At 43.6% G+C, this 26,920-nt stretch carries 23 protein-coding genes; 16 read left to right on the top strand and 7 right to left on the bottom strand.

The features are described from left to right. Positions 1 to 548: 548 nt before the first annotated feature. Complete coding sequence (locus NST25_RS04570; RefSeq protein ID WP_076309544.1) at positions 549 to 1,685, bottom strand: polysaccharide deacetylase; 1,137 nt, start codon at positions 1,683 to 1,685, stop codon at positions 549 to 551. A gap of 487 nt (positions 1,686 to 2,172) precedes the next feature. On the opposite strand from NST25_RS04570, the gene qoxA reads away from it, so the two are divergent. From qoxA to NST25_RS04615, 9 genes are all read left to right on the top strand, one after another. Continuing rightward, positions 2,173 to 3,192: a cytochrome aa3 quinol oxidase subunit II gene (gene qoxA / locus NST25_RS04575; RefSeq protein WP_036680822.1), complete on the top strand. Its 1,020-nt coding sequence runs from the start codon at positions 2,173 to 2,175 to the stop codon at positions 3,190 to 3,192. Positions 3,193 to 3,230: 38 nt separating this feature from the next. Then, positions 3,231 to 5,174, top strand: a complete 1,944-nt coding sequence (qoxB, locus tag NST25_RS04580) for a cytochrome aa3 quinol oxidase subunit I (RefSeq protein WP_076129582.1) — start codon at positions 3,231 to 3,233, stop codon at positions 5,172 to 5,174. Further along, positions 5,171 to 5,767 (top strand): cytochrome aa3 quinol oxidase subunit III, encoded by a 597-nt coding sequence (gene qoxC / locus NST25_RS04585; RefSeq protein ID WP_042124373.1) that lies wholly within the window; start codon positions 5,171 to 5,173, stop codon positions 5,765 to 5,767. Before qoxB ends, qoxC begins: the two co-directional genes overlap by 4 nt. A 4-nt stretch (positions 5,768 to 5,771) precedes the next feature. After that, the gene (qoxD, locus tag NST25_RS04590; protein ID WP_036680878.1) at positions 5,772 to 6,062 is read left to right on the top strand and encodes a cytochrome aa3 quinol oxidase subunit IV; all 291 of its coding nucleotides are present in this window, start codon (positions 5,772 to 5,774) and stop codon (positions 6,060 to 6,062) included. 1,179 nt (positions 6,063 to 7,241) lie between these two features. Continuing rightward, positions 7,242 to 7,631, top strand: a complete 390-nt coding sequence (locus tag NST25_RS04595) for a GntR family transcriptional regulator (RefSeq protein ID WP_076129581.1) — start codon at positions 7,242 to 7,244, stop codon at positions 7,629 to 7,631. Then, positions 7,624 to 8,526, top strand: coding sequence for an ABC transporter ATP-binding protein (locus NST25_RS04600; protein ID WP_036680830.1), 903 nt, complete (start codon positions 7,624 to 7,626; stop codon positions 8,524 to 8,526). Before NST25_RS04595 ends, NST25_RS04600 begins: the two co-directional genes overlap by 8 nt. Beyond that, a complete protein-coding gene (locus tag NST25_RS04605) occupies positions 8,480 to 10,522 on the top strand; it encodes a hypothetical protein (protein WP_340393398.1) in 2,043 nt (680 codons plus the stop codon). Before NST25_RS04600 ends, NST25_RS04605 begins: the two co-directional genes overlap by 47 nt. 364 nt (positions 10,523 to 10,886) lie before the next feature. Beyond that, positions 10,887 to 11,441, top strand: a complete 555-nt coding sequence (locus NST25_RS04610) for an RNA 2'-phosphotransferase (RefSeq protein WP_340393399.1) — start codon at positions 10,887 to 10,889, stop codon at positions 11,439 to 11,441. 39 nt (positions 11,442 to 11,480) lie between these two features. Further along, positions 11,481 to 12,002, top strand: a complete 522-nt coding sequence (locus NST25_RS04615) for a mismatch-specific DNA-glycosylase (protein ID WP_076129577.1) — start codon at positions 11,481 to 11,483, stop codon at positions 12,000 to 12,002. Between the two features lie 449 nt (positions 12,003 to 12,451). Here NST25_RS04615 and NST25_RS04620 read toward each other — a convergent pair whose 3' ends face one another. After that, a complete protein-coding gene (locus NST25_RS04620) occupies positions 12,452 to 13,387 on the bottom strand; it encodes an MraY family glycosyltransferase (RefSeq protein ID WP_076129282.1) in 936 nt (311 codons plus the stop codon). A gap of 168 nt (positions 13,388 to 13,555) precedes the next feature. Between NST25_RS04620 and NST25_RS04625 the strand changes: the two genes are divergently transcribed. Beyond that, positions 13,556 to 14,257 (top strand): YjjG family noncanonical pyrimidine nucleotidase, encoded by a 702-nt coding sequence (locus NST25_RS04625; RefSeq protein WP_340393400.1) that lies wholly within the window; start codon positions 13,556 to 13,558, stop codon positions 14,255 to 14,257. A 59-nt stretch (positions 14,258 to 14,316) separates the two neighbouring features. Here NST25_RS04625 and NST25_RS04630 read toward each other — a convergent pair whose 3' ends face one another. Then, entirely contained in the window at positions 14,317 to 15,294 is a 978-nt protein-coding gene (locus NST25_RS04630) for a ring-cleaving dioxygenase (RefSeq protein ID WP_076129280.1), read from the bottom strand. A gap of 179 nt (positions 15,295 to 15,473) precedes the next feature. Here NST25_RS04630 and NST25_RS04635 point away from each other — a divergent pair, with 179 nt between their 5' ends. The 3 genes from NST25_RS04635 to NST25_RS04645 all read left to right on the top strand — a co-directional run bounded on the left by NST25_RS04635 (position 15,474) and on the right by NST25_RS04645 (position 18,651). Next, a complete protein-coding gene (locus NST25_RS04635; protein ID WP_340393401.1) occupies positions 15,474 to 16,280 on the top strand; it encodes an AAC(3) family N-acetyltransferase in 807 nt (268 codons plus the stop codon). A 99-nt stretch (positions 16,281 to 16,379) separates the two neighbouring features. Continuing rightward, complete coding sequence (locus NST25_RS04640; protein ID WP_076129278.1) at positions 16,380 to 17,312, top strand: manganese-dependent inorganic pyrophosphatase; 933 nt, start codon at positions 16,380 to 16,382, stop codon at positions 17,310 to 17,312. Between the two features lie 232 nt (positions 17,313 to 17,544). Continuing rightward, the gene (locus NST25_RS04645; RefSeq protein WP_248547923.1) at positions 17,545 to 18,651 is read left to right on the top strand and encodes a Glu/Leu/Phe/Val dehydrogenase; all 1,107 of its coding nucleotides are present in this window, start codon (positions 17,545 to 17,547) and stop codon (positions 18,649 to 18,651) included. 134 nt (positions 18,652 to 18,785) lie between these two features. Here the strand turns inward: NST25_RS04645 and NST25_RS04650 are convergent, their stop codons facing one another. Then, positions 18,786 to 19,445: a peptidylprolyl isomerase gene (locus tag NST25_RS04650; protein WP_051491160.1), complete on the bottom strand. Its 660-nt coding sequence runs from the start codon at positions 19,443 to 19,445 to the stop codon at positions 18,786 to 18,788. 210 nt (positions 19,446 to 19,655) lie between these two features. On the opposite strand from NST25_RS04650, the gene NST25_RS04655 reads away from it, so the two are divergent. Next, positions 19,656 to 20,882, top strand: a complete 1,227-nt coding sequence (locus tag NST25_RS04655; RefSeq protein ID WP_340393402.1) for an MFS transporter — start codon at positions 19,656 to 19,658, stop codon at positions 20,880 to 20,882. Positions 20,883 to 20,971: 89 nt separating this feature from the next. Here NST25_RS04655 and NST25_RS04660 read toward each other — a convergent pair whose 3' ends face one another. After that, on the bottom strand, positions 20,972 to 21,376 hold the full coding sequence (locus NST25_RS04660) for a hypothetical protein (protein WP_051490926.1): 405 nt from the start codon (positions 21,374 to 21,376) through the stop codon (positions 20,972 to 20,974). Positions 21,377 to 21,633: 257 nt separating this feature from the next. Between NST25_RS04660 and NST25_RS04665 the strand changes: the two genes are divergently transcribed. Together NST25_RS04665 and NST25_RS04670 are read left to right on the top strand one after the other, a co-directional pair. Then, entirely contained in the window at positions 21,634 to 23,532 is a 1,899-nt protein-coding gene (locus NST25_RS04665; protein ID WP_076309546.1) for a sensor histidine kinase, read from the top strand. A 113-nt stretch (positions 23,533 to 23,645) separates the two neighbouring features. Then, the gene (locus NST25_RS04670) at positions 23,646 to 25,562 is read left to right on the top strand and encodes a sensor histidine kinase (RefSeq protein WP_256717070.1); all 1,917 of its coding nucleotides are present in this window, start codon (positions 23,646 to 23,648) and stop codon (positions 25,560 to 25,562) included. Between the two features lie 10 nt (positions 25,563 to 25,572). Here NST25_RS04670 and NST25_RS04675 read toward each other — a convergent pair whose 3' ends face one another. Both NST25_RS04675 and NST25_RS04680 read right to left on the bottom strand, forming a co-directional pair. Continuing rightward, complete coding sequence (locus NST25_RS04675) at positions 25,573 to 25,812, bottom strand: NHLP leader peptide family RiPP precursor (RefSeq protein ID WP_170914256.1); 240 nt, start codon at positions 25,810 to 25,812, stop codon at positions 25,573 to 25,575. A gap of 94 nt (positions 25,813 to 25,906) precedes the next feature. Then, the gene (locus NST25_RS04680) at positions 25,907 to 26,842 is read right to left on the bottom strand and encodes a hypothetical protein (protein WP_340393404.1); all 936 of its coding nucleotides are present in this window, start codon (positions 26,840 to 26,842) and stop codon (positions 25,907 to 25,909) included. Positions 26,843 to 26,920 lie beyond the last annotated feature (78 nt).

Genomic DNA, 26,920 nt, shown 5'->3' on the forward strand with positions numbered 1-26,920 from the left:
CCATTTATCGCCATAGGAGCAAAGTTTCGGACACCAGTGCAGCTGTTGGTGTGGAAAACACTGATAACTGGTGTTTTTTGCACCAATAGCGGCTATGAGGTCCGATAGCATCTGAAATATAGCTAAATCCAGCAATTAAGGTCATCTGCGTCCGATAGCGTGGGCCCATACTCATCCCCATAGGCTATCGGACACAGCAGACGCCATTCGCTCATTTAGTGGCTTGGGAGTGGAGTTTAGGACTCAGTAGCCGCTATTTGCCCATTTATCGCCATAGGAGCAAAGTTTCGGACTCCAATGCAGCTATTGGTGTGGAAAACACTAATAACTGGTGTTTTTTGCACCAATAGCGGCTATGAGGTCCGATAGCATCCTGAAAATAGGGAAATCCAGCAATTAAGGTCATCTGGGTCCGATAGAAAAACTCGGGAGCATGAATGTGGTTGGATTAAACAAAAATTAGTGTTTAGATCAAGACCTGAAAAAAGAGGGAATCCCAACAGCTAGTTCACAGCTGTTGGGATTCCCTCTTGATTTTTTTGAAAAACTCAGCGTGTATCCTTCCAGAAATTCAGAGGTTTCAGATCTGAGCTAATGACGTGGAATGTATAGCCTTCTTTTTTCAATGACTCTAAGATACGCGGAAGTACTTTAAGTGTAGCTTTTTGATCATGCATCAGAATCACTGGATTGGTCTGCGATTTCTGCAGCTTATGAACCTGATTCATTACCGAATTATAGATCGTCGTACTAGCATCCTTGTATTTCCAATCCTCTGAGTCCACGTTCCAATCCCACAGATGATAACCTTGAGCCAAGACTTTATCTCTAAAGGCCTTTGTGAAATAAGGCTTGCTTCCATAAGGAGGACGAATCAGTGTAGTGCTTTGACCTGTAATCTTTTTCAAAATGGCATTATCGTTATCCATCTCTCCCAGCGCAGCCGCAGGTGAAGCATAAAACTTCTCTTTCCGGTGCGTCATTCCATGCAATGCGAGACCATGTCCTTCATTCGCAATCCGTTTCACTTGCGCAGTATGCTGGTTCATATTCGGTCCGATCATGAAAAAAGTTGCCTTCGCATCATATTTTGCCAAAATATCAAGCAATGTAGAAGTTGTAGCCGTTGGCCCATCATCAAAGGTGAGGTATACGCTCTTACCTTGCTTCCCAACAGTTGGCGTAGAAGTTCCAGGAGTTGCGCTTGGCTTCAATTCCTTTTTAAACTTACTTACAAATGTTGCATCATCTAATGTAGCCGAGCCATCTTTTACACGCAATAAATATTGATCTGCTTTAAAAGAAATTCCAAAACCAAGATAAGAGGTCAATTTCAGTGGAACCATTGTTTTTCCGTTTTTCAAAAATGTACTCATGGATATGGTCTTTCCATCGCCTAGAGTAGCTGTTGCATGATCATTCAGCAGTTTGATTGATCTGTTCTGACCTGTAACTTTTATCCCATCGCTCACTCCAGTTAGCGTTAACTTAAGTTCCTGTGATAGATCACGTAGAGGAACGTAATAGGTATCTTTTACCGAAACTGCTTCAATAGTTGTTAACTTATCGTTCACACCTAACCTAAGGGAGCCTGCACCTGCTGCATTCACTGAATCTATCGCTCGTATTGATCCGGAACCAATGAATAATACGATTAATAATAGCCATACTTTCTTTAAAGACATCGTCAAAAATCTCCTATCTATGTATATTTGTCTATTACCTTATCATACATTGATAGAATGAAATTTGAGAGATTGTAACCCCCAGCAGAATAATTTGTTACCTTTTAGAAGTTAACTGTGATTTCAACCACAATCATAAAAAGCACGCGACTCCGGCTAAATACTGGCGCATCAACAAAAAATGGTTAAAATCACCCCGTTTTGCGCAGAATAGATGTGTCTAAATTAGCAACTTTAGTAAACTATTGAACAAAGTTTGAACGGAATTTTTCAACCTATAAACAGCGCCGTTACAGTGATCTTTATCATACTATTAGAAACTTGTAACAAATTGATCACACATATTTAACTTGTTCGCCATTATTAAGGTCTTTTTTAGGATAAATGGAAAAATAAGTCTTTTGCTTTCTTCTCCATAAATTCTTACTATATATAAAGGTTAATGTTGAGGGTTAATAAAAGAAGTATTGAAGGAAGGAGCTTAAGCATGAACAAAAAGGGACCGTTATACGCTTTATTTCTCAGCCTAATTTTACTCTTGCCAGGATGCAGTTCAATCGCTGTTCTGAATCCGAAGGGGCCGGCTGCAAGAACTTTATCTGACACGATCATTCTCTCCATTGTTATGATGCTCGGCGTTCTGGCAGTTGTCTACATCTTATATGTCTTTGTGCTTTTGAAATACCGTGCTAAAAAAAGCAACGAAGATTATATTCCTCCTCACGAGGAAGGAAACAAATGGCTGGAGGCTATCTGGATTACCATTCCGATTATTATCGTGGCATTCCTCTCCGTAGTCACCGTCAAAACAACAGTAGATGTAGAAAATGTTGCAGCGGATTATAAAGATCAGAAACCGCTTGTAATTTATGCTTCCTCCTCTAACTGGAAATGGCATTTCAGCTACCCAGAAGAAGGTATCGAAACAGTAAACTACGTTAACATTCCAGTTCACCGCGCTGTAGAGTTCAGATTGTATTCTTTCGGTACGATCTCAAGTCTTTGGATCCCACAATTGGGAGGACAAAAATACGCGATGAGCGACATGATCACAACCTTGCATCTTTCAGCTGATACTGTAGGTTCTTATGTCGGAAGAAATGCGAACTTTAATGGTAAGGGTTTTGCCCACATGGAGTTTGAAACACTTGCGATGACAGATAAGGACTATCAGGAATGGGTGAAAGACGTTAAAGAAACGGCGGGTCCACTGACGGAAGATGAATTTAAAGGTCTTTTGGAAATGGAACATGTCGGACGTAAAACGTATACGAATACTCACTTATCCTTTAGCCCGCCTCCGGGAAGCCATGGTGACCATATGAGTAATGGTGGCACTGAAATGGATACGGATAACGGAAGTATGGAGCATCAGGATAATAAAGAAATTCACCCGACTCCAGCACCATCCAGCGAGACGGAATTCAACACCGAGCCTAATCCAGAACTGGATGAGCCGACACCTAGTTCTCCATTAGAAGAGAGCACAACACATGACGGACACTAGTCAATGTTAATTGAACAACTTGAAAGGAGCGATTCCTAATGGATTGGGATAAATTTAAGGTCCACGGCGAACCCCTGATATACGGAGCTATGGCAAGTATTGTTCTGGCTACAATCGGGATTATCGTCGGCCTGACCTATTTTAAAAAATGGGGATATTTATGGCGCGAATGGTTGACTACTGTTGACCACAAACGTATTGGGATTATGTATATCCTCGCTGCATTGCTTATGCTTTTCCGCGGCGGCGTTGACGCTATTATGATGAAGCTGCAAACAGCAGCCCCGGACATGAAATTTCTTGACGCACAGCATTACAACGAGGTATTTACAACACACGGCTTGATTATGATCCTTTTTATGGCCATGCCGTTTATTATCGGTCTGATGAATGTTATCGTTCCGCTGCAAATCGGTGCTAGAGACGTTGCCTTCCCGCGTCTGAATGCTGTCAGCTTCTGGCTCTTCTTCTTTGGAGCTATGCTGCTTAACATTTCGTTTGTTATCGGGGGATCGCCAGATGCTGGTTGGTCCGCATATTTCCCGCTAGCAAGTCTAGAGTTCAGTCCAACGGTGGGTAATAACTATTACTCGCTCGCACTACAAATTTCAGGTATTGGTACGCTCCTCACAGGCGTTAACTTTATTGTAACGATTCTGAAAATGCGTGCACCAGGCATGAAGTTGATGAAAATGCCGATGTTTACTTGGTCCGTATTGATCACCAACGTAATTATCGTATTCGCATTCCCTGTGCTTACGGTTGCACTCGCGTTGATGATGTTCGACCGGTTGTTCGGCTCTCAATTCTTCACGATGGCCAATGGCGGTATGGATATGTTATGGGCCAACCTGTTCTGGGTATGGGGTCACCCTGAAGTATATATCGTTGTCTTACCGGCATTCGGTATTTATAGTGAAATTATCGCCACCTTCTCTAAAAAGAACCTGTATGGATATACATCCATGGTATTCAGTATGTTGATCATTTCCCTCTTGTCCTTCCTAGTATGGGCTCACCATTTCTATACAATGGGTCAAGGTGCTATGGTTAACAGCTTCTTCTCGATTACAACCATGGCCATTGCCGTACCAACAGGTGTGAAAATATTTAACTGGCTATTTACCTTACGAAAAGGGCGAATAACCTTTACGACACCTATGCTATACACCCTGGCCTTTATTCCGATCTTTACGATTGGTGGGGTAACAGGTGTCATGTTGGCTATGGCCAGTGCCGATTACCAGTACCATAATACGATGTTCCTGGTTGCCCATTTCCACTACGTTCTTATTCCGGGTGCGGTCTTCGCCGTTATCGCAGGGTTCCATTACTGGTTCCCTAAAGTATTCGGTTTCCGTCTGAATGAACGTCTTGGCAAGCATGCCTTCTGGTGGATTATCATTTCCTTTAACGTATCGTTCTTCCCGCTGTTTATTCTCGGACTTAAGGGTATGACCCGCCGACAATACACCTATTCTGCGGATACCGGATTTGGCCCGCTGAGTATGGTCTCATTCGTAGGTGCGATCGGTCTCGCTATTGGATTTGTAATCCTGGTTTATAACATTTACTGGAGTACTCGTTACGAACCAAGAGATACTGATGGAGATCCGTGGGATGCACGTACTTTGGAATGGGCAACGAAAAGCCCGATTCCAGCTTACAACTTCGCAGTGGTTCCAAATGTAAAAACACGCGATGCTTACTGGTCTGCTAAACAAGATAAAGTACCGCTTTTTGAAGATAAGATTACTAAGATTCATATGCCTAGCAACACAGGAAAACCATTTGTTCTGGGTGTTATCTTCTTCATTGCAGGGTTCTCTCTGGTCTTCAGTCTTTGGATTCCAGCGATCCTCTCTGGAGTAGGTATCCTCATTGTTCTAGCTGCTATGTCCTTTGATCGGGATCACGGATTCTACATCCCAGCAGAAGAAGTTATTGCTACTGAAAAGAAATTGCGGGGTGAGACAGTATGAAAATAGATGCGTCTAAGCCGCTTGAATACTCAACAGAAGAGAATAGTAATAAAATCTTTGGCTTCTGGGTTTTTCTAGGAGCGGAGATTGCACTGTTCGCTACGTTGTTCACTGTTTATTTTGTAATGGTAGACCGTTTTGCCAGCGGCCCTAGCGGGCCGGATCTTTTCGAAATTGGTCCAGTAATGATCGAAACATTGCTGCTGCTGACAAGTTCGTTCACGATTGGTCTTGCAGTTCATGCCATGCGGCATGGTTACCAAAAAGCCATGATGGTCTTTTTCGGACTAACCCTTCTAATGGGTCTCGGCTTCCTTGGTATTGAAATCACGGAGTTTGTCACTTATGTTCACGAAGGGGCTACACTTCAAACCAGTGGTTTCCTATCCAGTCTCTTTGTACTGCTGGGAACACACGGAGCTCACGTATCGTTCGGTTTCCTGTGGGGTGCGGCTATTCTAATCCAGTTGAAGCGTCAAGGTATTAATCCGGCTACGGCCAATAAATCCTTTATCTTCTCGCTGTACTGGCATTTCTTGGACGTTGTCTGGATCTTTATTTTCAGCTTCGTCTATCTGAAAGGACTGATGTAGCATGATGAAGCAATTGTTTCCAATTCGCCATGTGATGGGTTTCTTAGCCTCTCTTGTCCTTTCTGTGGCTGCACTTGCTGTAATCTACCTTGATCTATCCAACACTGCGAACATGGCTATCCTGCTTGTTACAGCCCTCATTCAGGCTTCCTTGCAGCTCTTCCTGTTCATGCATATTGGTGAATCAGCAGATACCAAGAAAGAACTTTACATCAATATCGCCTATGCCTTATTCGTTGGTCTAGTTACGATATTCGGTACGCTCTTCATCTTCGTATGGGGCTGGTATGCTTAATTACAGACACTAATACTCAAAGGGACGTCTCTAAAGCCAAAATGGCTTAGGGACGTCTCTTTTTTTGCGTTTATTTAGGAGGTTTATTGTAGCGGATGCCCGGAAATGTGCGTCTTTTTAGGCAATAGCTGCACTGGAGTCCGGAACTTCGCTCAATAGGCGAAAAATGTGCGAATAGTGGTATCTGGGTCCGAAAGCTACGGGGGATGAGGTTGGCTCGGTGCGACGGACTCAGGTGACCTTAAAAGCTGGAATCAACGGTATCTGGAATTCTAAGGGACCCCATAGCCACTATTGGTGTGAAAAATGCCCAAAATGAGCATCTTTCTAGGCAATAGCTGCACTGGAGTCCGGAACTTCGCTCAATAGGCGAAAAATGTGCGAATAGCGTCATCTGGGTCCGAAAGCCCCGGGAGACAAGGGTGGCTTGGCGCGATCGGACTCAGATGACCTTAAAAGCGGGAAACAGCGGCTTTTGGAGTTGTAACGGACCCCAAAGCCGCTATTGGTGTAAAAAGCGCCCGAAATGAGCGTCTTTTTGGGCAATAGCTGCAGTGGAGTCCGAAACTTCGCTCAAAAGGCGGAAAATGTGCGAATAGCGTCATTTGAGTCCGAAAGCTACGGGGGATGAGGTTGGCTCGGTGCGATCGGACTCAGAGGAGCTTAAAAGCGGGAAACAGCGTCATCAGGGTCCTAAAACTACTGTGGACGAGATTGGCTCGGCGCGATCGGACTCAGATGAGCTTAAAAGCATGAATTAGCGGCATTTGGAGTGGTAACGGACCCCAAAGTCGCTATTGGTGTGAAAAACGCCCGAAATGAGCGTCTTTCTAGACAATAGCTGCAGTGGAGTCCGAAACTTCGCTCAAAAGGCGGAAAATGTGCGAATAGCGTCATCTGGGTCCGAAAGCCCCGGGAGACAAGGCTAGCTTGGCGCAATCGGACTCAGATGACCTTATAAGCAGAAATTAGCGTCATCAGGGTCCTAAAACTACTGTGGACGAGATTGGCTCGGCGCGATCGGACGTAATTTTGATTAATAGCAAGGAATAGATAAATCCCGAAGGAAAATCTTGGGGATTTTTTTGTTGACATATAAATAAAACTGTATTAATAATAGTAGTACAGTTAGTACACATCATAATGGATTTAATGCAAGATAGTGGAAGGAGGAAGGTTATGTTCGAACTGGACGTTCGTAGTCGGAAGCCGATTTATGAGCAGCTGACCGATAAGGTCAAGGAGATGATTCTGCATGGTATTTTGCAGACGGATGAACAGCTACCTTCTGTAAGGACGTTATCCCAGCAGCTAACCGTGAATCCCAATACGATTCAGAAGGCTTACCGTGAATTGGAACGTGAGGGATATATCTATTCATTACAGGGGAAAGGAAGTTTTGTAGCCCCAGTGAAAAAAGAACAAAATGCGATCAAAAAAGCGGAAGTCCGGAACGAGTTGCTGAGGCTGATGGCGGAGGCGGTATACCTTGGGTTCACCGCAGCTGAGATTAGTTCTTTGTACCAACAAGTGGAGAAGCAAAGAGAAGGAGGGAAGAGTGATGATTGAGATTCGGGGAGTCAGCAAGTTATTTCAAGGCGAGAAGGCAGTCGACGATATCTCTTTAACGGTACATAAAGGAACAATTTATGGGCTGCTCGGCTCTAATGGCGCGGGCAAAACAACGCTGCTCAAAACATTGGCGGGCATCTACTCTCCAGATAAGGGGACCGTGCGGGTGGATGGTGAAGCGGTTTTCGAACACCCGACGACTAAGCAACGGGTTATTTTTATGCCAGATGCTCCTTACTTTTTCCCACAATCCACCATGCTGCAAATGGCAGCCTTCTATCGCTCGATTTATCCGAGCTGGAATCAGAAGCGTTTTGAAGATTTGGGAACCGTATTTCAGCTCGATAAAAAACGCAAACTCAGTCGTTTCTCCAAAGGGATGCAGCGGCAAGCGTCATTTTGGTTATGTTTAAGCTGTATGCCGGATGTGCTGATTATGGATGAACCGATTGACGGATTAGATCCGGTGATGCGGCGTCAGATCAAAAACCTGCTATTTCAGGAGGTTGCTGAACGCGAGTTGACGGTAATCATTTCTTCCCATAACCTTCGTGAGATTGAAGATCTGTGCGATCATGTCGGGATTATGCATGGTGGGAAGATGTTGATTGAGAAGGATCTGGATGATCTTAAGGCGGATACACATAAGATTCAAGTGGCGTTCCGAGATGAACGGCATGAGATTCCGTTAGCTGCCAAGTTACAAGTTCTGCATCAAGAGCGCCGGGGAAGTGTGAACCTATATATTGTAAAAGGGGATCGTGAACGGATCAAAGCGGCTTTTCAGGTGTACGAGCCATACGTATTCGATTTGCTTCCATTAACGTTAGAAGAGATCTTTATTTATGAAATGGGGGATGTCGGATATGATGCGCAGCCATTACTACTTTAATAGCAGTATTTTTCGCCAGAACTTCCGCCAGCATGGCTGGATAGGGATTATATATGCACTCGGCTTATTATTTGCACTTCCATTACAGCTCTTCATGAGCAGCAATCCGGATGCAAAACCGCAGGAAGTTGATCATTTATTTCGCATAGCTGGTAGTGTGCAAGCCTTGTTTATCATTACGATCCCAGTTGCCGCAGGACTATTCTTATTCCGATACCTTCAGGCAAAATCACCCGCAGATCTTTGGCATAGCCTGCCTTTACGCAGAGAGCATATATTTACAGCTCATCTGACGAGTGGACTTACCTTACTATTGCTGCCTGTTTGGTTAACTGCTGGGGTGGTTGCCGTTGTTAAGCCGTGGAGTGGTAATTTTTATATTTTTCAAGGCGCAGATATTTGGCAATGGTGTATTACAGTTAGTATTCTGACTTTGTTCCTCTTTTGCTTTAGTGTTTTTGTGGGAATATGTACGGGCCAATCTATTCTTCAGGGAATTATCATTTATATTTTGCTTATTCTTCCTGCTGTACTGATCTCATTAATCCACAGCCATTTAGCTATGTATCTTTATGGATATGCAAATGCAAACTCTAACTTGCGTGATTCTATTTCGCAGATATGGTCTCCTTTTGTTCATATCGTGTATTATTTTACCGGCAAACCCTTCACCAATACAGAATTATGGATTTATGGGGTATTGGCACTTCTATTTATCGGGTTGTCGTACCTGTTATACCGTAAACGTAATACGGAAAAAGCGGGTCAGGCTATTGCCTTTGGATATTTCAACCCACTGTTTAAAGCAGGGGTTATGTTATGTGCCATGCTTATTGTCGGTAATTATTTTGCGCAAATGAAGCAACAGCAAATGGGCTGGGTGATTGGTGGATATGCCATCGGAGCCATTATTGGTTATGTCGCCGCAGAAATGATTGTTCGGAAAACATGGCAGATTATGACGCGTAAAATGGTAGCTGAGTTTGCAGTTTATGCGGTAATGATAGGGTTATTTCTGTATATCCCAGTATCAAGTGTTACGGGGTATGAAGCTAGAGTGCCTTCCGGTGATAAGATTAGCGGTGTATATATGGGAGCTAACTACCGGTTGTATGCCCCAACGGATGATTTGTACACTACACCCTACATGGGGCAGAACCCTTTTTCCGATGATAAAGATTATATAGAAGCTGTCCGTAAACTCCATCAAGCGGTAGTTGCGGTACGTCCAGAACTTACCTCACAACAATACGTTTATGAATATTTTACTCTGGCTTATCAATTGGAGAATGGTCACAAGCTAGTGAGGGAATACTGGATCCCTAATAAGGGGTTTGAATCAGAGCTCAAGGCGGTTAAGGATACCGAAGCTTACAAGTATGAAAAGTATAATTTAGCTCTCTTAGACAAAGACCTGGATTATATGTGGGTTACTAACAGGAATAAAAAAGTAGCGATCTCTGATCCTGGGGAAATTTTAGAGCTAAAGGAGATTATCAAACGCGAAATTTTGAATATGTCCTACGAAGTACAGATAGATAAGGATGGAATACCTGATGTGGCTAATATCCAAACAGAGGTAAAGGCAAAAGAGGACAGCAATCAAGTTTCTTCAAGTTATGGTTATAATTATCCATGGAAATCTTCTTTCCATGAGCTTGAAAAGTGGATGAACGAAAAAGGTTATGCCGATAAAATACGAATAACAGCTGAAGATATCCAATCGGCAGAGATTATAAAAGATGATTATATGGACGAGCAAACACCTAAGAACCCTACTAGTCCTGAACAAAGAGTAGCGCTTGCACGCGAAAAGAATCGTACGGCTGTTACGAAGGATAAGACATTATTAACAGATATTTTGGACCATCATTTCCATTATGGTGTTGAGAATGGCAACTACATTGTGAAGTTGATGTACAAAGAGGGTTATAGCGATTTCGTAATGTTAAAAGAATCGGATATGACGCCTGAATTGAAAGCATTGCTGAAATAAGTTAAGAATAAGTTAAGAATAAGTTTAGAATAAGGTAAGTAAAAGATTACAGATAAAAGACTACTGGTTGACATAAACTGGATAGTGGATTATGCTTTTGGAGATAGGAGAAGGATGAAATGGAACTTTTAGATCAGCCTCTGAACCAGTATATTCGTTCCGGTAAAATAACATCGCTGTATTAACTGGTAAGGAGTTTTGTATTTAGGTGAAGCCCGACCATGGACGATAGAGTCCATGGTCTTTTTTGCATAGTAAGAGGTAATACATGGATGTGTGATTGCTGTAATGCCTCTGGAATCTGCTTCGAAGAGATCCTTTACTGTAGAATAATATAAATAGGAAAAATTGAGGTGAAAATATAATGTTAAGCAATACAGCGGAAGTGTCGTTAAGTAAATTTATGACTAAGCTGCTTCGGCATACCCCGGAGCAATATGGTCTTATTTTGGATCCAGAGGATGGTTCCTGTAGGTTGGATGATTTACTGTCTGTTATTGTAAGCACTCCTAGATGGTCAGAGGTGACTGTGGGAGATATTCGGCAAGTGGTCGCAGATTGTGACAAGCAACGATTGGAAATCATTGACGACCGGATCAAAGCCCGGTACGGGCATAGCCATACAAAAATCACTTATGGGCCGGGGACTCCGCCTGCTATACTTTTTCACGGAACTCATTCTGGTGTGCTTTCTGTGATTTTGGAGGAGGGGCTCCAATCGATGGGACGGCAGTATGTTCATTTGTCTGAAGGGACTCATTTTGCCAGTTTAGCCGGAAGTCGCAGAGGGAAATTGATATTGTTAACCGTTGATACGATTAGAGCGGGTCAAATGGGTGTAACCTTTTATAAGGCGGGTAATAAGGTATGGTTGGCAGGTCATATACCGCCGTCCTGTCTTAAGGTGTATACCCCGTAAGTTGAACTAGATCGACGTTTGGTTAGGAGGCATAATAACATGGATGAAATTCCAGATCACTTAGATCACGGATTACAGATTGTATTTATTGGGTTCAATCCTAGTATCCGTTCTGGCGAGGTAGGACATCATTACGCGAATCCGCGGAATAATTTCTGGAGAATATTACATCAGTCTGGACTTACTCCCCGGTTGTATGATGCGTCTGAGGATGGGGACTTGCTTAAGCTGGGCTATGGGTTTACAAATATTGTTGCCCGTCCCACACGGGGAATCGACGATATTACTCGTGAAGAATACCAGGAGGGTCGGGAAATGCTTCGCTCCAAGCTGGAGAAATATCGGCCTCAAGTCGCCTGTTTTGTAGGTAAGGGTGTGTATACAGAGTTTAGCCGCAGAACAAAAGCTAACTGGGGATTTCAAGGGGACGTGCCTCCAAAGGTAGATGGTGTCCGTGAATTTGTTGCACCCTCTTCTAGCGGATTAGTTAGAATGCCGATGGAAGAGATAGTTGGGATTTATCGCAGATTAGCCGAGTTTACGCAAGAGAACGATGGGTGATTGATGTATTCGGAGGTAGGGTGCTAAAGGACACAGGAGTCGTTAAAAGTAACAAATCACTCTAATTTGCGTGCTATCGGACTCCAATGCAGCTATTGGGTGGAAATTGACTGAAAATGCGTCCGATTTGGTGTGATAGTGTCTTTGGAGTCCGAAAACACCACTAAATGGCCGAAAATCTACAAATAACGGCGCCTGAGTCCGTAAGGATAAAGGCTGGAGAGTTCGCTGTGAATCACTGTGGATCGCTGTGGATCCCGTAGATCCCGCAGATCCTGCAGATCCCGCAGATCCCGCAGATCCCGCAAGCTCTGGCAAACTCTCGCATTTAGCTATCTCTCGCTACCCTCAAATATAAAAGGAGCAAGATTCCATATCGGAATCTTGCTCCTTTTATAACTTCAAAGGGCAGTCTCAGTATATGAGACATGCCCTTAGTCCCTAATACATTAGGTCTCAATCAGCAGCAGAATGATAGAGGATAAGGATAGGCAAACACTAATCAGGCAAAGCACGGCAACGACCTGCTTCTGGTTCAGGCCTGCCCGAAGCAGGCGGTAATGAGCCTGGGTGGCATCGGCTTGATAAATGGACTTGCCTTGGATGAAACGTTTGACTACGACAAAAATGTTGTCGAAGATCGGTACGCCCAGCGCCAGAATCGGAATGAACAGCGACAGGACGGTGGCTTGCTTGAACGCTCCGTCGAGTGCAATTACCGCTAGGATGAAGCCGAGAAAGGTTGCCCCGGCGTCGCCCATAAAGATTTTGGCGGGCGGCTTATTGTAGCGCAGATAAGCAAGCGTAACGCCAATCAGTGAAATTGCCATAATGGCAGATGAGGATTGCCCTTTTGCCAGTGCGACAACAAATAACGTAATCGCCGAAATGGCCGTCAAGGCACCAGCCAGACCGTCCATGCCATCCGAGAAATTAATAACTGTGGTTACACCGAAGATCCAGATAATCGTCAGCAGAAACGATAGAATGACAGGCAAAACGATATAATCGCCTGAGAATGGATTGTAGAATCCGGTAAAGGCGTTGCCAGAAACATAAACCAGGATCGCTGCGCTAACTTGTACAATTAACTTGGGCAGAGCTGGGAAATCTTTGCCTTTCGTTTTGTACCAATCATCCACCGTGCCTATGGTCAGCAATAGTACGCCACCTACAAATAATGCGACAGTCTCCATGGAGAAATCACGCGCGAACACCAGATAAGTGATAAAAAATCCGATGAATATGGCGTAGCTGGCCGTTAGCGGAATGGGCTCTCTATGAATTTTACGCTCAACGTCCTGCCGAGGCTTGTCCACAAAATCAAGCCGAAAAGCAAGCTTGCCGAGCGGCGGAATTAGAAAGTAGACGATAAGAAATGACATTAGAAATGATAAAACGTATAAAATGACGCTCACCACCGTTTTCTTTTTAAAATACCACAGATCGATTAAATCTACCTTAAAAAAGTAAAATTTTGTCGTGAGGGGTGTGAAGTTGACTTGCCAGCAACGCTGTAGTACCTTGTTGAGAAAAGCCTTTGGGGGATATTTATGAAATACGATGTTATTTTATTTGATGCCGACGATACGTTGTTTGATTATGGAATGGCAGAAAGTCACGCGTTGTCTAATGCCTTTCTACACTTTGGGATGCCCACAGGTGCAGCAGATTATGCTGCCAGTTATCAAGAGATTAACCACGCATTGTGGAGGGATCTAGAACAAGGAAGGATTTCATCTGCGGCGTTGCGGGTAGAGCGGTTTAATCAGTTGTTTGCTGCACATGCGCTTGAGCTTGATCCTGAAACATTCAGTGAGGCCTATCTACGTTTCTTAGGCGAAGGAACCTTTCTGATGCAGGGAGCAATCGAGCTATGCGGAGAGCTTGCAGATTGCCGCCTGGCGATTATCACGAATGGAATCAAGGATGTGCAAACTTCCAGAATCCAAGGCTCGCTGCTGAGTGATACATTTGAGCAGATCATTATCTCAGAGGAGGCAGGATGTCAGAAGCCAGAGACGGGGATTTTTGATTATGCTTTTGCCAAATTGGGGATTGAGGATAAGGAAAAAGTATTGATTGTGGGTGACTCCTTAACCTCTGATATTCAAGGCGGAATTAATTATGGGATTGATACCTGCTGGTTTAACCCGCTAGGGAAGATTAATGAGTCCGGCGTTCAGCCAAAATACGAAATCCGAAACCTGTCGGAGCTACTAGATATTGTAGGGAAAGCTACTAACCTTCAATAAAAAAATAAGGTGTGAGCGCATAAGCGGCTCACACCTTTTATTTAGTAACCTGAAGAGGTTTATTGCCGAGTATCCAGCGGCTTCAGATAAGCCTCGATTTGCTGGCGTTTCGATTCCAGAAATGGCGGCAGCGCAAGGGATTCACCTAAACTTTCCATAGGCTCATCTGTAGCAAAGCCTGGTCCGTCTGTAGCCAACTCAAAAAGGATGCCGTTAGGCTCGCGGAAATAGAGGGAACGGAAGTAGAAGCGGTCGACGAAACCGGAATTAGGAAGCTGTGCCTGGCGGATGTGTTCGATCCATTGCTTCAATTCGTCTTCATTATCTACGCGGAATGCGACGTGATGTACCCCGCCACGTCCCAAATGCTCTTGCTCCAGATCATTGCGTTCCTCCAGATGAACCTCAGCACCTGATCCGCCTTCACCAGTCTCGAATACGAGCACATCTGGCTGACCGGCAACTGTTGAAGGGTAGGTTCCTATACGGCGGAAGCCGAGCAACTGCTCCAGCACTACCGCTGTATGTTCTGCACTTTCTACTGTGAGATGTGCGGGTCCTAAGCCTACAATGCCATATTGGGCAGGTACTGGGCTTTTAGCCCAAGGAGTACCGCCGGCAACACCGTTATCATTTTCGTCGGATACGAGAATGAAACGTTGGCTCTCGTGATCGCGGAAGGATAAAGTCTGGCGTCCACCAAGTTCCTGTATCGTCCCATGCTCCACGTTAAGCTCGGTGAAGCGTTGCTCCCAGTAGGTAAGTGCGGCATCGCTTGGCACTCGAAGGGAGAGCGCGGAGATGCTGTTATTGCCCTCACGGTTGCGGCCTGCCATCGGAAGCTCGAAAAAGGTTAATTCGGTTCCGGGATTACCCTTCTCATCTCCATAGAATAAATGGTACACTGAAATATCATCCTGATTTACTGTTTTTTTAATGAGACGCAGTCCGAGTACCTCTGTATAGAACTTAAAGTTCTCCTGTGCTTTGCCTGTAATAGCTGAGACATGGTGAAGTCCTTTTAACGTTAAACTCATGGTAGTTACCTCCTTGTAAATGCTTTGGGTTTGTGGATTATTTTAATTTATTTTTAATATATCGATAGAATCTTTGGTGAATATTATTAAGTTACTATAATTTTAATAGTAATAAGAAACTTTTGCAAGTGGATATTAATGTTTCATGAAATTTAATTCATACATAAGGAGAGAGTATAGTGCACACAACAACAAGCTTGATGAAACAATTACAGGAGTTAGGGATTGATCCACGGGGGACCATTCTAGTTCATTCCTCGTTAAAAAGTGTTGGCGAAGTAGAAGGAGGCGCGAACACGGTGCTGGATGCACTCAGTGAATATATGAAGGATGGGTTGCTTGTTTTGCCAACGCATACATGGGCTTATATTAATGCGGATAATCCGCGCTTCTTTGTTCAAGATTCCCCATCTTGTGTAGGGATATTACCGGAGCTGTTCAGAAAACGTCCAAGTGTTGTCCGCTCTTGGCATCCGACTCACTCTGTAGCGGCTTTGGGTGTTGATGCTGAGGCGTTTACTGCAGGGGATGAACGTTGGGATACGCCATGCGCCCGTGGTTCAGTGTGGGGCAAGCTGCTTGATCGGAAGGCGGAAATAGTACTGCTGGGCGTCGATCTGCGGCGGAATACGTTCATTCACGGTATTGAAGAGTGGGTGGATATTCCGGGCAGAATGACGGATAGTCATGAGGAATTATATACGGTGACGCCGGGTGGCGATGAAATCATGGTGCCTTCTCGCAGACATTGTGGTCTCTCTTGGTCGGAGCATTTTTGGAAAGTGGAACGCGAGCTTGAGGAAGGCGGTGCCATGCGTAAGGGGAACTTCGGGGATGCACTAGTTAGAGTGTGTGGAACAGTAGAAACGACGGATATTTTAAGCCTGATGCTAAAAGAGAATCCCGATCTTTTCTCCGATAATGAACCGCTGCATGGTGAGTCCAAACCAGATCCGCTTCCAAAGAACAGACGTGAACAACCGTAGGTGGGAGAGGCTAAAGCATTTTTTCAGCACGCACAATCTGGAAGCCGCTATCAATGTATGGTATATTAATCTCACTAAAACATAGTAAGGAGATTGGAAATGGAAAAAACATTGGTCTTTGGACACAAAAATCCGGACACGGATACTATTTGTTCGGCAATTGCTTATGCAGCACTCAAAAAAGAATTAGGCTGGGATGCTGAGCCAGTTCGCCTGGGAGACGTTAGTGGTGAAACGCAATTTGCGCTTGATCATTTCGGAGTAGAGGCTCCTCGTCTGGTAGAGAACGTAGCTGGAGAAGCTAATCAGGTTATTCTTGTTGACCATAATGAACGCCAGCAAAGTGCGAATGACATTGATCGAGTGCGTGTAATTGAAGTTATCGACCATCACCGGATCGCTAATTTTGAGACTGCACATCCGTTATACTACCGTGCTGAGCCAGTAGGCTGTACTGCTACTATTCTTAATAAAATGTATAAAGAAAACGGTGTAGCTATCCCTAAAGACATCGCCGGATTGATGTTGTCTGCAATCATTTCTGATTCCTTACTGTTTAAATCTCCAACCTGCACCGCTGAAGATGTAGCTGCAGCACGCGAATTGGCTGAAATCGCTGGTGTAAATGCAGAAAGCTACGGCCTTGATATGCTGAAGGCTGGTGCTGATCTTAGCGACAAGAGTATCGCTCAACTGATCTCCTTGGATGCTAAGGAATTCAAAATGGGTGAATACAAAGTAGAAATCGCCCAAGTGAACGCGGTCGACGTTAATGATGTACTCTCCAAGCAGGCTGAACTGGAAACTGCACTGACTTCCATTATTGCTGAAAAAGAATTGGATCTGTTCCTGTTCGTAGTTACTGATATCCTCAACAACGATTCGGTGGGTCTGGCTCTGGGCCGTGTTGCAGGTGCAGTAGAACAGGCGTACAACGTGAAGCTTGATGACAATAAAGCACTTCTTAAGGGTGTAGTATCCCGTAAATCGCAAATCGTACCGGTACTTACAGAGACAATTGCTAAACTGTAAAGCATTTTGACAGTTGCGTTGTATTTTGTACAATAGAAATCCTGTCTATGAGAGTAGATTGGATAAAAAGAGCTCATGCCCCATCAGTAGTTAAGATGGTGACATGAGTTCTTTTTGTTTTACGGCGTATTCTGCTACAATATTTTGGGAGGGGATCCAACTGATCCTCTTCCAATTGCATGAACTTTGAACCAGCATGAGGAATATGACAAAGGGATAGGGGATATTGGAAATGGAATTGTTTGCAGCATTGGAACGGGACGACTACGAGGAATTATTATTTTGTCAGGATAAGGCATCGGGATTAAAGGCGATCATCGCGATTCATGACACGACACTAGGACCAGCACTGGGTGGAACACGGATGTGGACCTATGCTACGGAAGAGGAAGCTATTGTTGATGCGCTTCGATTAGCAAAAGGGATGACCTATAAAAATGCAGTATCCGGCCTGAATTTGGGTGGTGGGAAAACAGTAATCATTGGAGATCCCAAGAAGGATAAAAATGAAGCCATGTTCCGTGCTTTCGGAAGATACATACAAGGTTTAAATGGACGGTACATAACTGCTGAAGATGTAGGGACTACGGAAGAGGACATGAACATTATTTATCAAGAGACAGATTATGTTACTGGCACCTCACCTACGTACGGTTCTTCGGGCAATCCGTCACCAGCAACGGCTTACGGTGTTTACCAAGGAATGAAGGCAGCCGCTAAAGCCGCCTTTGGCAGTGATTCGCTTGAAGGGAAGACAGTAGCTGTTCAAGGCGTGGGGAACGTGGCCTTTACACTGTGCAAACATCTTCATGAAGAAGGAGCACAGCTTATCGTAACGGACATCCATAAACCAGCCGTTCAACGTGCAGTAGAGGCCTATGGCGCCAAGGCTGTAGATCCAGGCGATATCATCAGTGTAGATTGTGATATTTATGCTCCTTGCGCTCTTGGAGCGACAATTAACAATGAATCCTTACGGGTAATCAAGGCGAAAGTGATTGCAGGAGCTGCTAATAATCAGCTGAAGGATTCCTCGCATGGTGATGCACTTCATGAGATGGGGATTGTATATGCTCCAGATTACGTGATTAATGCAGGTGGCGTCATTAATATTGCGGACGAGCTGAACGGCTATAATAAGGAACGTGCCTTTAAGCAGGTGGCGAAGATTTACGACAATATTACCCGCGTAATGGAAATTTCCCGTTTGAACGGAATACCTACTTATGCCGCTGCGAACCAGCTTGCAGAGGACCGGATAGCGCTATTAAGAAATAGCCGCAGCACCTTCCTGCGTAATGGTCAACATGCACTTAGCAGAAGATCGCTGCGGGGATAAGCTGTAAAAAAACTCGGCAAGCTCCATCCGATTACAACTTCGGAGGGACTGCCGAGTTTTTTATGCTCTTTTATTTCTACAAGAAACGTTTATTCTCTTTCGAGGACGGTAACGTGGTTTCTGCTTATTCCTAATTACTGAACCTTTTGCGGTTCTGGGTAAGTGACGCCGAAGGTGTCGACCGTCACCTTTTTCATGACTGGTGGTTCATCTGGACGATCAGAACCGTCACGAGGCAGGCTCACAATTCTTTTTACAGCTTCGATACCTTCAGTTACTTTACCAAAAGCGGCGTAGCTTCCATCTAGACTAGGGTAAGCTGCATCCATAATAAAGAACTGGGAACCGGCAGAGTCAGGAGCCTGTGATCTTGCCATGGATAGAACACCTTCTGTATGCAGAAGGTTATTGGTGAACCCGTTGCCAGAGAACTCTCCGGCGATACTGTAACCCGGGCCTCCCATACCTGTGCCATCAGGGTCGCCGCCTTGAATCATGAAGTCAGGAATTACTCTATGGAATATAGTGTTATCATAAAATCCTTTTTGAATAAGTGAGATGAAATTGTTTACGGTGTTAGGGGCAACCTCAGGGTATAGCTCAGCTTGGATGATATCCCCGTCTTCCATTTCAATGGTTACTAAGGGATGACTTGCCGTAGCTGAAGGAACGCCTTCAGTTGGGGCTGCACCTTCCCCAGGTGCTGATCCGCTGCTTCCATTATTACTGCTTGCATTGTTATTGTTTGGTTTGTTACCGCAACCTGCCGCAATAACCATGACCAGGCATAACATGATCAGAAGAATAGCGGATTTTGTTGATGTAGACTTCACTAAATAATCTCTCCTTTTTATTGAATAATCTCGTAGGTACTTCCCATAATACCTCCTTTGTCCTATTACATGCAAAGGTCAGTTATGACTTCTGGGATTGGCACATCTTAAAAAGAAGTTTACAATGGTAGGATGTTTCCAAAGAGAACATCGAGAAAGGATGTGCATAGGATGCTCTTTTCGTGGAAGCGGAATTTGATCGTGCTTTGGGTAGGGGTTTTCTTTTGTAGTACAGCTTATTCGATCTCGATTCCCTTCCTTTCCATTTTTTTGAGCGACGAACTTGGGGTTTCAAATCATTTGGAGATTTGGTCAGGGGTTAGTTTTGGAATAACCTTTCTTGCCAGCGCTTTAATCTCTCCCTATTGGGGTTCGCTAGCCGACAAGTATGGTCGGAAACCGATGCTTATTCGCTCGGGTTTTAGTCTGGCAGCTTTATACCTTATTAATTATTTTGTACATGATCCTTATGTTTTTTTGATTGTGCGTGTGCTGCAAGGACTGCTTGCCGGTTTTGTTCCAGCAGCTATTGCAATGGTAGCCACCAATACACCTGAGCATAAGACGGGGTACGCTTTAAGTATTATGTCTACAGCCGGAGCGACAGGTAGTATTATTGGGCCATTAATTGGCGGTGTAGTGAGCTATTATACCAGCAACCGGATTGCTTTTTTATTCTCAGCGGGTATTGTACTTATCTCAGCGCTCATTGCTACTTTTTTTGCAAAAGAGGAGAACTTCGACCGTTCGGCTCCAAGGTCACATGTAAGTGATGATATCAGGGAAGCGAGAAGTAACCGAGCTTTTATTACTTTGCTCTCGCTGGCGGGAATCAGTACCTTCTCCGTTATGATTCTGGAACCGTTAATCCCAATTTATCTACTGGACATGGGGATCTCCAAAAATAGTGCCTCGCTAAGCTCGGGAATCGTATTCTCCGCTGTGGGGATTGCTACGGTGCTGATGGCTCCGCAGTGGGGCAGACTCGGCAGCCGAAAAGGTTTTGGGATGATCTTATTTATTGGACTGATCGGGGGCGGCATCGGTAATATTCTGCAGTTTTTTGTTTCGGGCTATGTAGAGTTCGCTATCCTTCGCTTTGCTTACGGCTTGTTCTATGCAGGTGTGCTGCCATCAGTGAATGCTATGATTGTACAAGTAATTGAGCCGGGATTCCGTGGACGGGCCTTTGGCCTGAATCAGGCGGCATCTCAGCTTGCGACGATGGCTGGACCGATTATCGGCGGCTTATTGGGCGCGTTTATTCCAATTCGCTGGGTGTTTGTAATCAATGGAGTGATGCTGCTGGTAGCAGCGATATTGGTTAAGACCCGCAAGCTGGAAGCACAAATCGCCGCTGCTCGTCCCGCAGAACAGCCAACAACGATGCAGAGCTAACTGCTACCTCATTGAGCATGTCGTTATTTAGAAGAAACAACATAAAGCCGCCGGGCTCACAGCCCGGCGGCTTTATTCATATTAAGCTGCTATTCTCCCTGCGAACCGTTCAAAACGTCTGTTCCCGGCATAACATCCACTGGCGGGGAGGCAGGGTCAATAATGGAATTTGGATATACATCGTCTGCATCTGGAACATCCTCCAGCGGCTGATCTTCTTCTTCCATCTCCAAGAGTTCCTCATCCTTAGTATAATCCGTATCATCTAGGGTTAATCCTGCGGTTTCAGCGGCTAGATATGCATCGGATTCCACCAACTCATCTCTTTCGATTACATCCTTAGGTGAGTTTAAACCAATATCTGCTGCCAAGTATTTATCGCCAACCAAGACAGGATCTGCGTCATCATCAACAATATCCTCTTCATCCATATCAGCTTGTATATAACGTTCATATTCAAAGTCAGCTTCAGTTTTATTTGGTGAACTATCCATAGCCGTTCACTCCTTTTTTATGATAAAATTTGAACTTCCTATGTTTATCTTTACCCGTTTGACCATGATCGAATCGCTGATCCAATAAATGGGTATGTCTATATTGGATTAGTAAAAAATGGGTGAAAGCAAAAGCCGATGAAAAACGTTCTTTTTCGAGAAAATTTACAAGAATAGGCAGGGATAGTGCGAAGCTTGTCGAAATTAAGAAGCATATATGAACGTTTAAACAACTAATGAATTACTGAGGTGCTACGATGAAGTTGCCAAAGCTCAATATAGCGGCTGCTTTTTTATTAATTCTACTGCTGACCGCTATGGTTCCTTTTGGTACGGCGATAGTGAGTGCTGAATCATCAGACTCTACGCTGCCCAATTGGGAGATTAAATTTGAACGTATAGAAATAGATCATATTGAAGAAGCTGTGGCAGCTCTTGATGAAGAATGGACTCGTGTTATGCCTCATGGGAAAAGCCCAGAGACTCCAAGTGGAGCAACCTCAGCCTGGCTGCGGTTTACTTTACCACAAATTAGTGATAAATCTGCGTTATTCATAGATAAAGTATATGGAAATAATGTTAAGGCTTATTTAAATAACGAATTAATATATGATTCCGGAAAAGATTTTAATTTCAATGGCAGTAAGGTTTTCATTCCTCTGTCCAAAAGTGTTGGAGGACAACAGCTATATTTATGGACCCATGGTGGCAGCAAAGACTTAGGGATCCACGGCGAAATAAGAGTAGGCCAATACGATGAGCTGTTATCTGTTTATGTAAAGCAGGGCTTAATGGATCTGATCATTGGAACGACGCTTATTTTTATTGCGATTGTACTGCTGATCTGCTCGCTATTCATGAGAAAAGGCTATTTTTCAGGCGGATATCTATTGGTGCTGATTATTTTATCCATTGGCGTCTTAGTGGTAACGTATTCATCGTTCCTGCCGACAATCCTCGGCGATTATGGAGAGATCGTACTTGTTTTCTTTGATGTAGCTTTATATACGCTTTTGCCATCCTTTACATTTTATTTTGAGAAAATATTTGGTCCAGGGAAAAAGAGAATCGTTACACGTTTCCGTAAGTTTCAAATTGTCTATTCTGTATTTTGTTTTTCCCTAATGGTTATTAATATTCTTTTGTCCTACCAGGTGGATGACTTTTATCGATTGATGACTACGAGTGTGCTAGGTATCCTTATGATTGTACAAATTATACTTTTGATCAGCTTAGCGTTTATACACGCGAATCGTGGCAATGTAGATGCTGTTATTTTTACTTCAGGGTTCTCAATATTTGCTTTCATGTCTCTTAGTGAACTGGTCATGTTCTATGCATCGGGGCAATCCTATCAATTATATTGGTGGAAATGGGGAATGGTGATTTTCGTAATTGCCTTAATCGTCATTCTGGGAAGAAGGTTTACTCGAAACCATGAACAGCTTATTGAATATTCCCATCAGCTTGAGAAGTTCAATAATGATTTGCAGCGCTCGGAGAAGATGGAGATTATTAGTGAGCTGGCAGCTTCGGTTGCCCATGAAGTACGGAATCCATTGCAGGTTACCCGGGGGTTTCTGCAGATTCTTGGGGAGCGTTCAGATCAAAAGGAGCGGGAATATCTGCAAATGGCAGTGACAGAACTGGATCGAGCTACGCTCATTATTACAGACTTCCTAACCTTCGCTAAACCAGGACTTGAAACCGTAGAGCAGCTTGATGTGTCCGAAGAGTTGAGGCATGTGACGGGTATTCTTTCTCCGTTAGCGAATCTGCAAGGGGGCGTCATTGAACTTAATCTGCAGCCAGGACTTTACGTTACTGGATCATCTGCCAAGTTCAAGCAAGCGTTTATCAACATTCTCAAAAATAGCATCGAAGCTTTAAAGGACAATGGGCTGATTAAAGTCACAGCCTGGAAGGCTGGAAAACATATAATAATCAGTGTTCATGATAATGGGGAAGGGATGAACCGGAATGAGCTGGCTCGGTTAGGGGAACCATATTACTCCAATAAGACCAAAGGAACGGGGCTTGGACTGATGGTAACCTTTCGGATTATTGAGGCGATGGAGGGATGCACTGAGTTTCGCAGTGAGAAAGGGGAAGGGACTGAAATTATAGTAAAAATACCAGAACTTAGAAGAATTTAGAAGTAATTTATGATAATTCCGTTTTTTAGAAGGAAAGAGTGAGGGGCTGAGCGAAGTAGTACAGACAGAATATTGTTTCTGATACTTACTTCTGAGGTGCATATATGCGCTTGATGATTAAAGTCCTACATATAGCAATAGCTCTTACTCTCCTTCTGATAGGATATAGTTCAATTGTTGTATCAGCAGCGACCCCATATCCATCCCAAGAAATTACCAGTTGGCAGATGAGATGGGGCGATGGAACCGAAAACAGCGGCATAGAGGTTCCACAGAATAATGACCAGCAGTATTGGATAAATGTGAATGCTACGAAGGAAATCCCACATCTGCCATCAGGCGTATCCACTTCTTGGACTCGTATTTCCATACCTAACTTTAGTTATATCTCCCCTTCAATCTACATTGATACTTTATATGCTCTTCATGTGAAGGTGTATGTGAACGACCGTTTGATCTTCGAGGAAGATCGTAATTATATTAAGGATAACTATTCTTTGTTGTTGCCTTTGAGTCAAAGCGATAGTGGGAAAACATTATACATTTGGACTGAAACGCTGCAGGATAGAATCGGAATTAAAAATGAAGTAGTGATCGGTGAACACAACCTGTTAATCAATGATTATATTAAAAATGGACTCAGCGATGTGATTTTGGGCTGTGCTTTTTTTCTTGTGGCTATCGTTCTATTTATAAGCTCTCTATACATTAATAGGGACTATTTTTCCAGTGTGGCTTCACTAGCCGTTGTAATAGGTTCAACCGGAATTCTCTCGATAACCTATTCTCCTTTTATTTATACCTTTTACAGCGATTTAGGCGCGATTAGTAATGTATTTCTTGATTTGGCTTTATTCTCACTTTTACCGGCGCTTACTCTTTTATTTGAAAAAATATTTGGCAGTGGAAAATATGCGATCGTCCGTCGTTTTCGTCAATTTCAAGTCATTTACTCCTCATTTTGTTTGCTATGTCTTTTGATCAATTTTCTATCGAATAATAGCTATATTGAGTTTTATTATTTTGTATCCACCACTATTATCGGGTTCATCCTCATCCTTCAGTTCATCTTGCTGATCGTATGTGTGATTATATTTTCGCTTAAAGGGAATAGGGACGCTATCATTTTTGCCATTGGCTTTGGAACGGCTGCATTTACTGTAGTGTCAGAGTTACTGTGGTATTACATTCATAAGGGGAACTATGATTTATTCTTGTGGAAGTGGGGCATTGTTGCCTTCATAATCTCCTTGATCGTAATTCTGGAGCGAAGACTAGCCTATAGCCATCAACAGGTTGTTAACTATTCTAAAGAATTAGAGCGTTTTAACAACGAATTGCAGCGTTCAGAAAAAATGGAAATTATTAGCGAGCTTGCTGCATCTGTTGCTCATGAAGTGCGGAATCCACTCCAGGTAACTAGGGGTTTCCTTCAGCTGCTTAGCGAGAAATCCGTTGGTGAAGAGGAAATATTTATGTCGATGGCCCTTAGTGAGCTGGATCGTGCTTCCGGGATCATTACGGATTTCTTAACCTTCGCAAAACCGGAATTTGAGACGATTTCCAGTCTGAATTTGTATAATGAATTTAAGCATATTGAGAGTATTATGCAGCCGCTTTGTCATTTAAATGGAGGGAAAATGATTCTCGATGTATCGGGCGAATTATGGGTGAAGGGGAATTCCTCAAAGTTTAAGCAAGCCTTCATCAACATTATCAAAAATAGCATTGAATCTTTCCGTGACGAAGGGTTTATCTATATGTCGGTGTATGCGGAAGAGGAGAACGTAATCATTCATATCAAAGACAACGGGGAAGGGATGGACGCGGATGTCCTGCACCGATTGGGAGAGCCTTATTTCACTAAAAAGAATAAAGGGACTGGTCTTGGATTAATGGTCACTTTCCGCATCATCGAAGCTATGCAAGGTAAAGTGAAATTCACAAGCAAAAAAGGAGTGGGAACCGAATCCATCACCATACTGCCATTGGCAGAAGCTCCGGATGATTCTCACTCCTTAGGGGGTTAATCTTGTTGTCTTACCACGAACCGCGTGGTGCTGCGGTTGCCTTCAATACATCGGAAGTAGGACTTGGTGGAATTACAAGATAGAATTCGTTGGAGCCTTCTTCAACGGCTTTCAAGGTAACGCTGTCGGGAATGATTACGCCTAGTGCTTCTTGGAGAGCCGCTTTTGGGTCTGAGAGTAGTCTTTTCTTGAAACTTGGATCTTCCCATGCCTTTTGAATGACTTGATTTCTAAGAATTGCTTCTGACATAATAATCACCCTTCCCAAATTGTATATATTTACCTTTAATAATATAACATAGCAAAACTACTAATACTATTCTTTTTATTACAAAATAATAGAATTAATGGACATTTTTTGACAACCAATGATATAATCCTCCGTTTAGCAAGAGCTGCTTGTCCGCTTCGATGGAATCAGAGATCTGCTGTAAGTTACTTACTAGCATGGAATGGAACGCGATAAGATGAGGGGCATCAAGGTCGGAAGCTGTAACTTTGTTATGTGTGTCGTGTGCTAATTGCGTATAGGTATGTAGACCATTTGCAGTGAATAGATAAAATTCGACCTCTTGCGAAGTGAGTTTAGCTGCACTGCTGTTTGGCAGATGTTTGCGAGTTAGGGAGAGAAGACAATTATAGTTGCCTGCGGATAAATCTTCTTTCCAGTCCTCATAGTCATCCAGCATTTGCAGTGTAAGCAAAACCGAATGGATAAGCTCTTCAGCTTGCGGCACTAAATCACTCTTTCCAGACATCAGAAGGGCAGCAGTGCTGGATAGCTTGAGCGGACTGGCTTTATAGGCAATTTTGACCCGATCATTAAGAAAATAGTCACTGGTATTTTCGTTGCTAACACTATCTGCCCACTCCATGATATAACGATTAAATAAGATCCAGAAAGCGGATGGCTCCGGAAATAGTATCCGGTAGATATTTAAAAATTCGACATAAAGCAAATTTGCCAAGGGCAATTTTTCGTATGCGGAGGATTCTTGGCTGTCCATCAGGTCATCCTGTATGAAGAAATACAACATAAAAAAGACGTTGCCCATCGACATCTGGCGAGTAACCTCTGCAGAGATTCCGCATCCCTTCTGCAGCCAAAAGGGTAAAAGATAACATATGTAGTTTTTGTGGCTTTCAGCGTTAAATACGTTAAAATGCTCAAGATAGGACATACCTTGTTGATTTAGAGGCTCTGGAAATTTGGAAATAATCCGTCTGCTTTCTTGGAATACCAAGCGTAGTTCATCTTCGTAGTCATTTAGCCAATCCATAACAACCCTCCTATAAAATTTTTACGAAAATGGTTCTTTTGCCCTGATTATAGCTTTCTCTTTATTCCATTACAACTA

Origin of the sequence: Paenibacillus sp. FSL E2-0190 (genome assembly GCF_037992965.1) — a bacterium.
GTDB lineage: Bacteria > Bacillota > Bacilli > Paenibacillales > Paenibacillaceae > Paenibacillus_AQ > Paenibacillus_AQ odorifer.

Bases quoted from the DNA above. Each gene is read 5' to 3' on its own strand.
- NST25_RS04570 (WP_076309544.1), bottom strand. From the start codon at position 1,685: ATGTCTTTAAAGAAAGTATGGCTATTATTAATCGTATTATTCATTGGT.
- qoxA (WP_036680822.1), top strand. From the start codon at position 2,173: ATGAACAAAAAGGGACCGTTATACGCTTTATTTCTCAGCCTAATTTTA.
- qoxB (WP_076129582.1), top strand. From the start codon at position 3,231: ATGGATTGGGATAAATTTAAGGTCCACGGCGAACCCCTGATATACGGA.
- qoxC (WP_042124373.1), top strand. From the start codon at position 5,171: ATGAAAATAGATGCGTCTAAGCCGCTTGAATACTCAACAGAAGAGAAT.
- qoxD (WP_036680878.1), top strand. From the start codon at position 5,772: ATGAAGCAATTGTTTCCAATTCGCCATGTGATGGGTTTCTTAGCCTCT.
- NST25_RS04595 (WP_076129581.1), top strand. From the start codon at position 7,242: ATGTTCGAACTGGACGTTCGTAGTCGGAAGCCGATTTATGAGCAGCTG.
- NST25_RS04600 (WP_036680830.1), top strand. From the start codon at position 7,624: ATGATTGAGATTCGGGGAGTCAGCAAGTTATTTCAAGGCGAGAAGGCA.
- NST25_RS04605 (WP_340393398.1), top strand. From the start codon at position 8,480: ATGAAATGGGGGATGTCGGATATGATGCGCAGCCATTACTACTTTAAT.
- NST25_RS04610 (WP_340393399.1), top strand. From the start codon at position 10,887: ATGTTAAGCAATACAGCGGAAGTGTCGTTAAGTAAATTTATGACTAAG.
- NST25_RS04615 (WP_076129577.1), top strand. From the start codon at position 11,481: ATGGATGAAATTCCAGATCACTTAGATCACGGATTACAGATTGTATTT.
- NST25_RS04620 (WP_076129282.1), bottom strand. From the start codon at position 13,387: ATGTCATTTCTTATCGTCTACTTTCTAATTCCGCCGCTCGGCAAGCTT.
- NST25_RS04625 (WP_340393400.1), top strand. From the start codon at position 13,556: ATGAAATACGATGTTATTTTATTTGATGCCGACGATACGTTGTTTGAT.
- NST25_RS04630 (WP_076129280.1), bottom strand. From the start codon at position 15,294: ATGAGTTTAACGTTAAAAGGACTTCACCATGTCTCAGCTATTACAGGC.
- NST25_RS04640 (WP_076129278.1), top strand. From the start codon at position 16,380: ATGGAAAAAACATTGGTCTTTGGACACAAAAATCCGGACACGGATACT.
- NST25_RS04645 (WP_248547923.1), top strand. From the start codon at position 17,545: ATGGAATTGTTTGCAGCATTGGAACGGGACGACTACGAGGAATTATTA.
- NST25_RS04650 (WP_051491160.1), bottom strand. From the start codon at position 19,445: ATGTTATGCCTGGTCATGGTTATTGCGGCAGGTTGCGGTAACAAACCA.
- NST25_RS04655 (WP_340393402.1), top strand. From the start codon at position 19,656: ATGCTCTTTTCGTGGAAGCGGAATTTGATCGTGCTTTGGGTAGGGGTT.
- NST25_RS04660 (WP_051490926.1), bottom strand. From the start codon at position 21,376: ATGGATAGTTCACCAAATAAAACTGAAGCTGACTTTGAATATGAACGT.
- NST25_RS04665 (WP_076309546.1), top strand. From the start codon at position 21,634: ATGAAGTTGCCAAAGCTCAATATAGCGGCTGCTTTTTTATTAATTCTA.
- NST25_RS04670 (WP_256717070.1), top strand. From the start codon at position 23,646: ATGATTAAAGTCCTACATATAGCAATAGCTCTTACTCTCCTTCTGATA.
- NST25_RS04675 (WP_170914256.1), bottom strand. From the start codon at position 25,812: ATGTCAGAAGCAATTCTTAGAAATCAAGTCATTCAAAAGGCATGGGAA.
- NST25_RS04680 (WP_340393404.1), bottom strand. From the start codon at position 26,842: ATGGATTGGCTAAATGACTACGAAGATGAACTACGCTTGGTATTCCAA.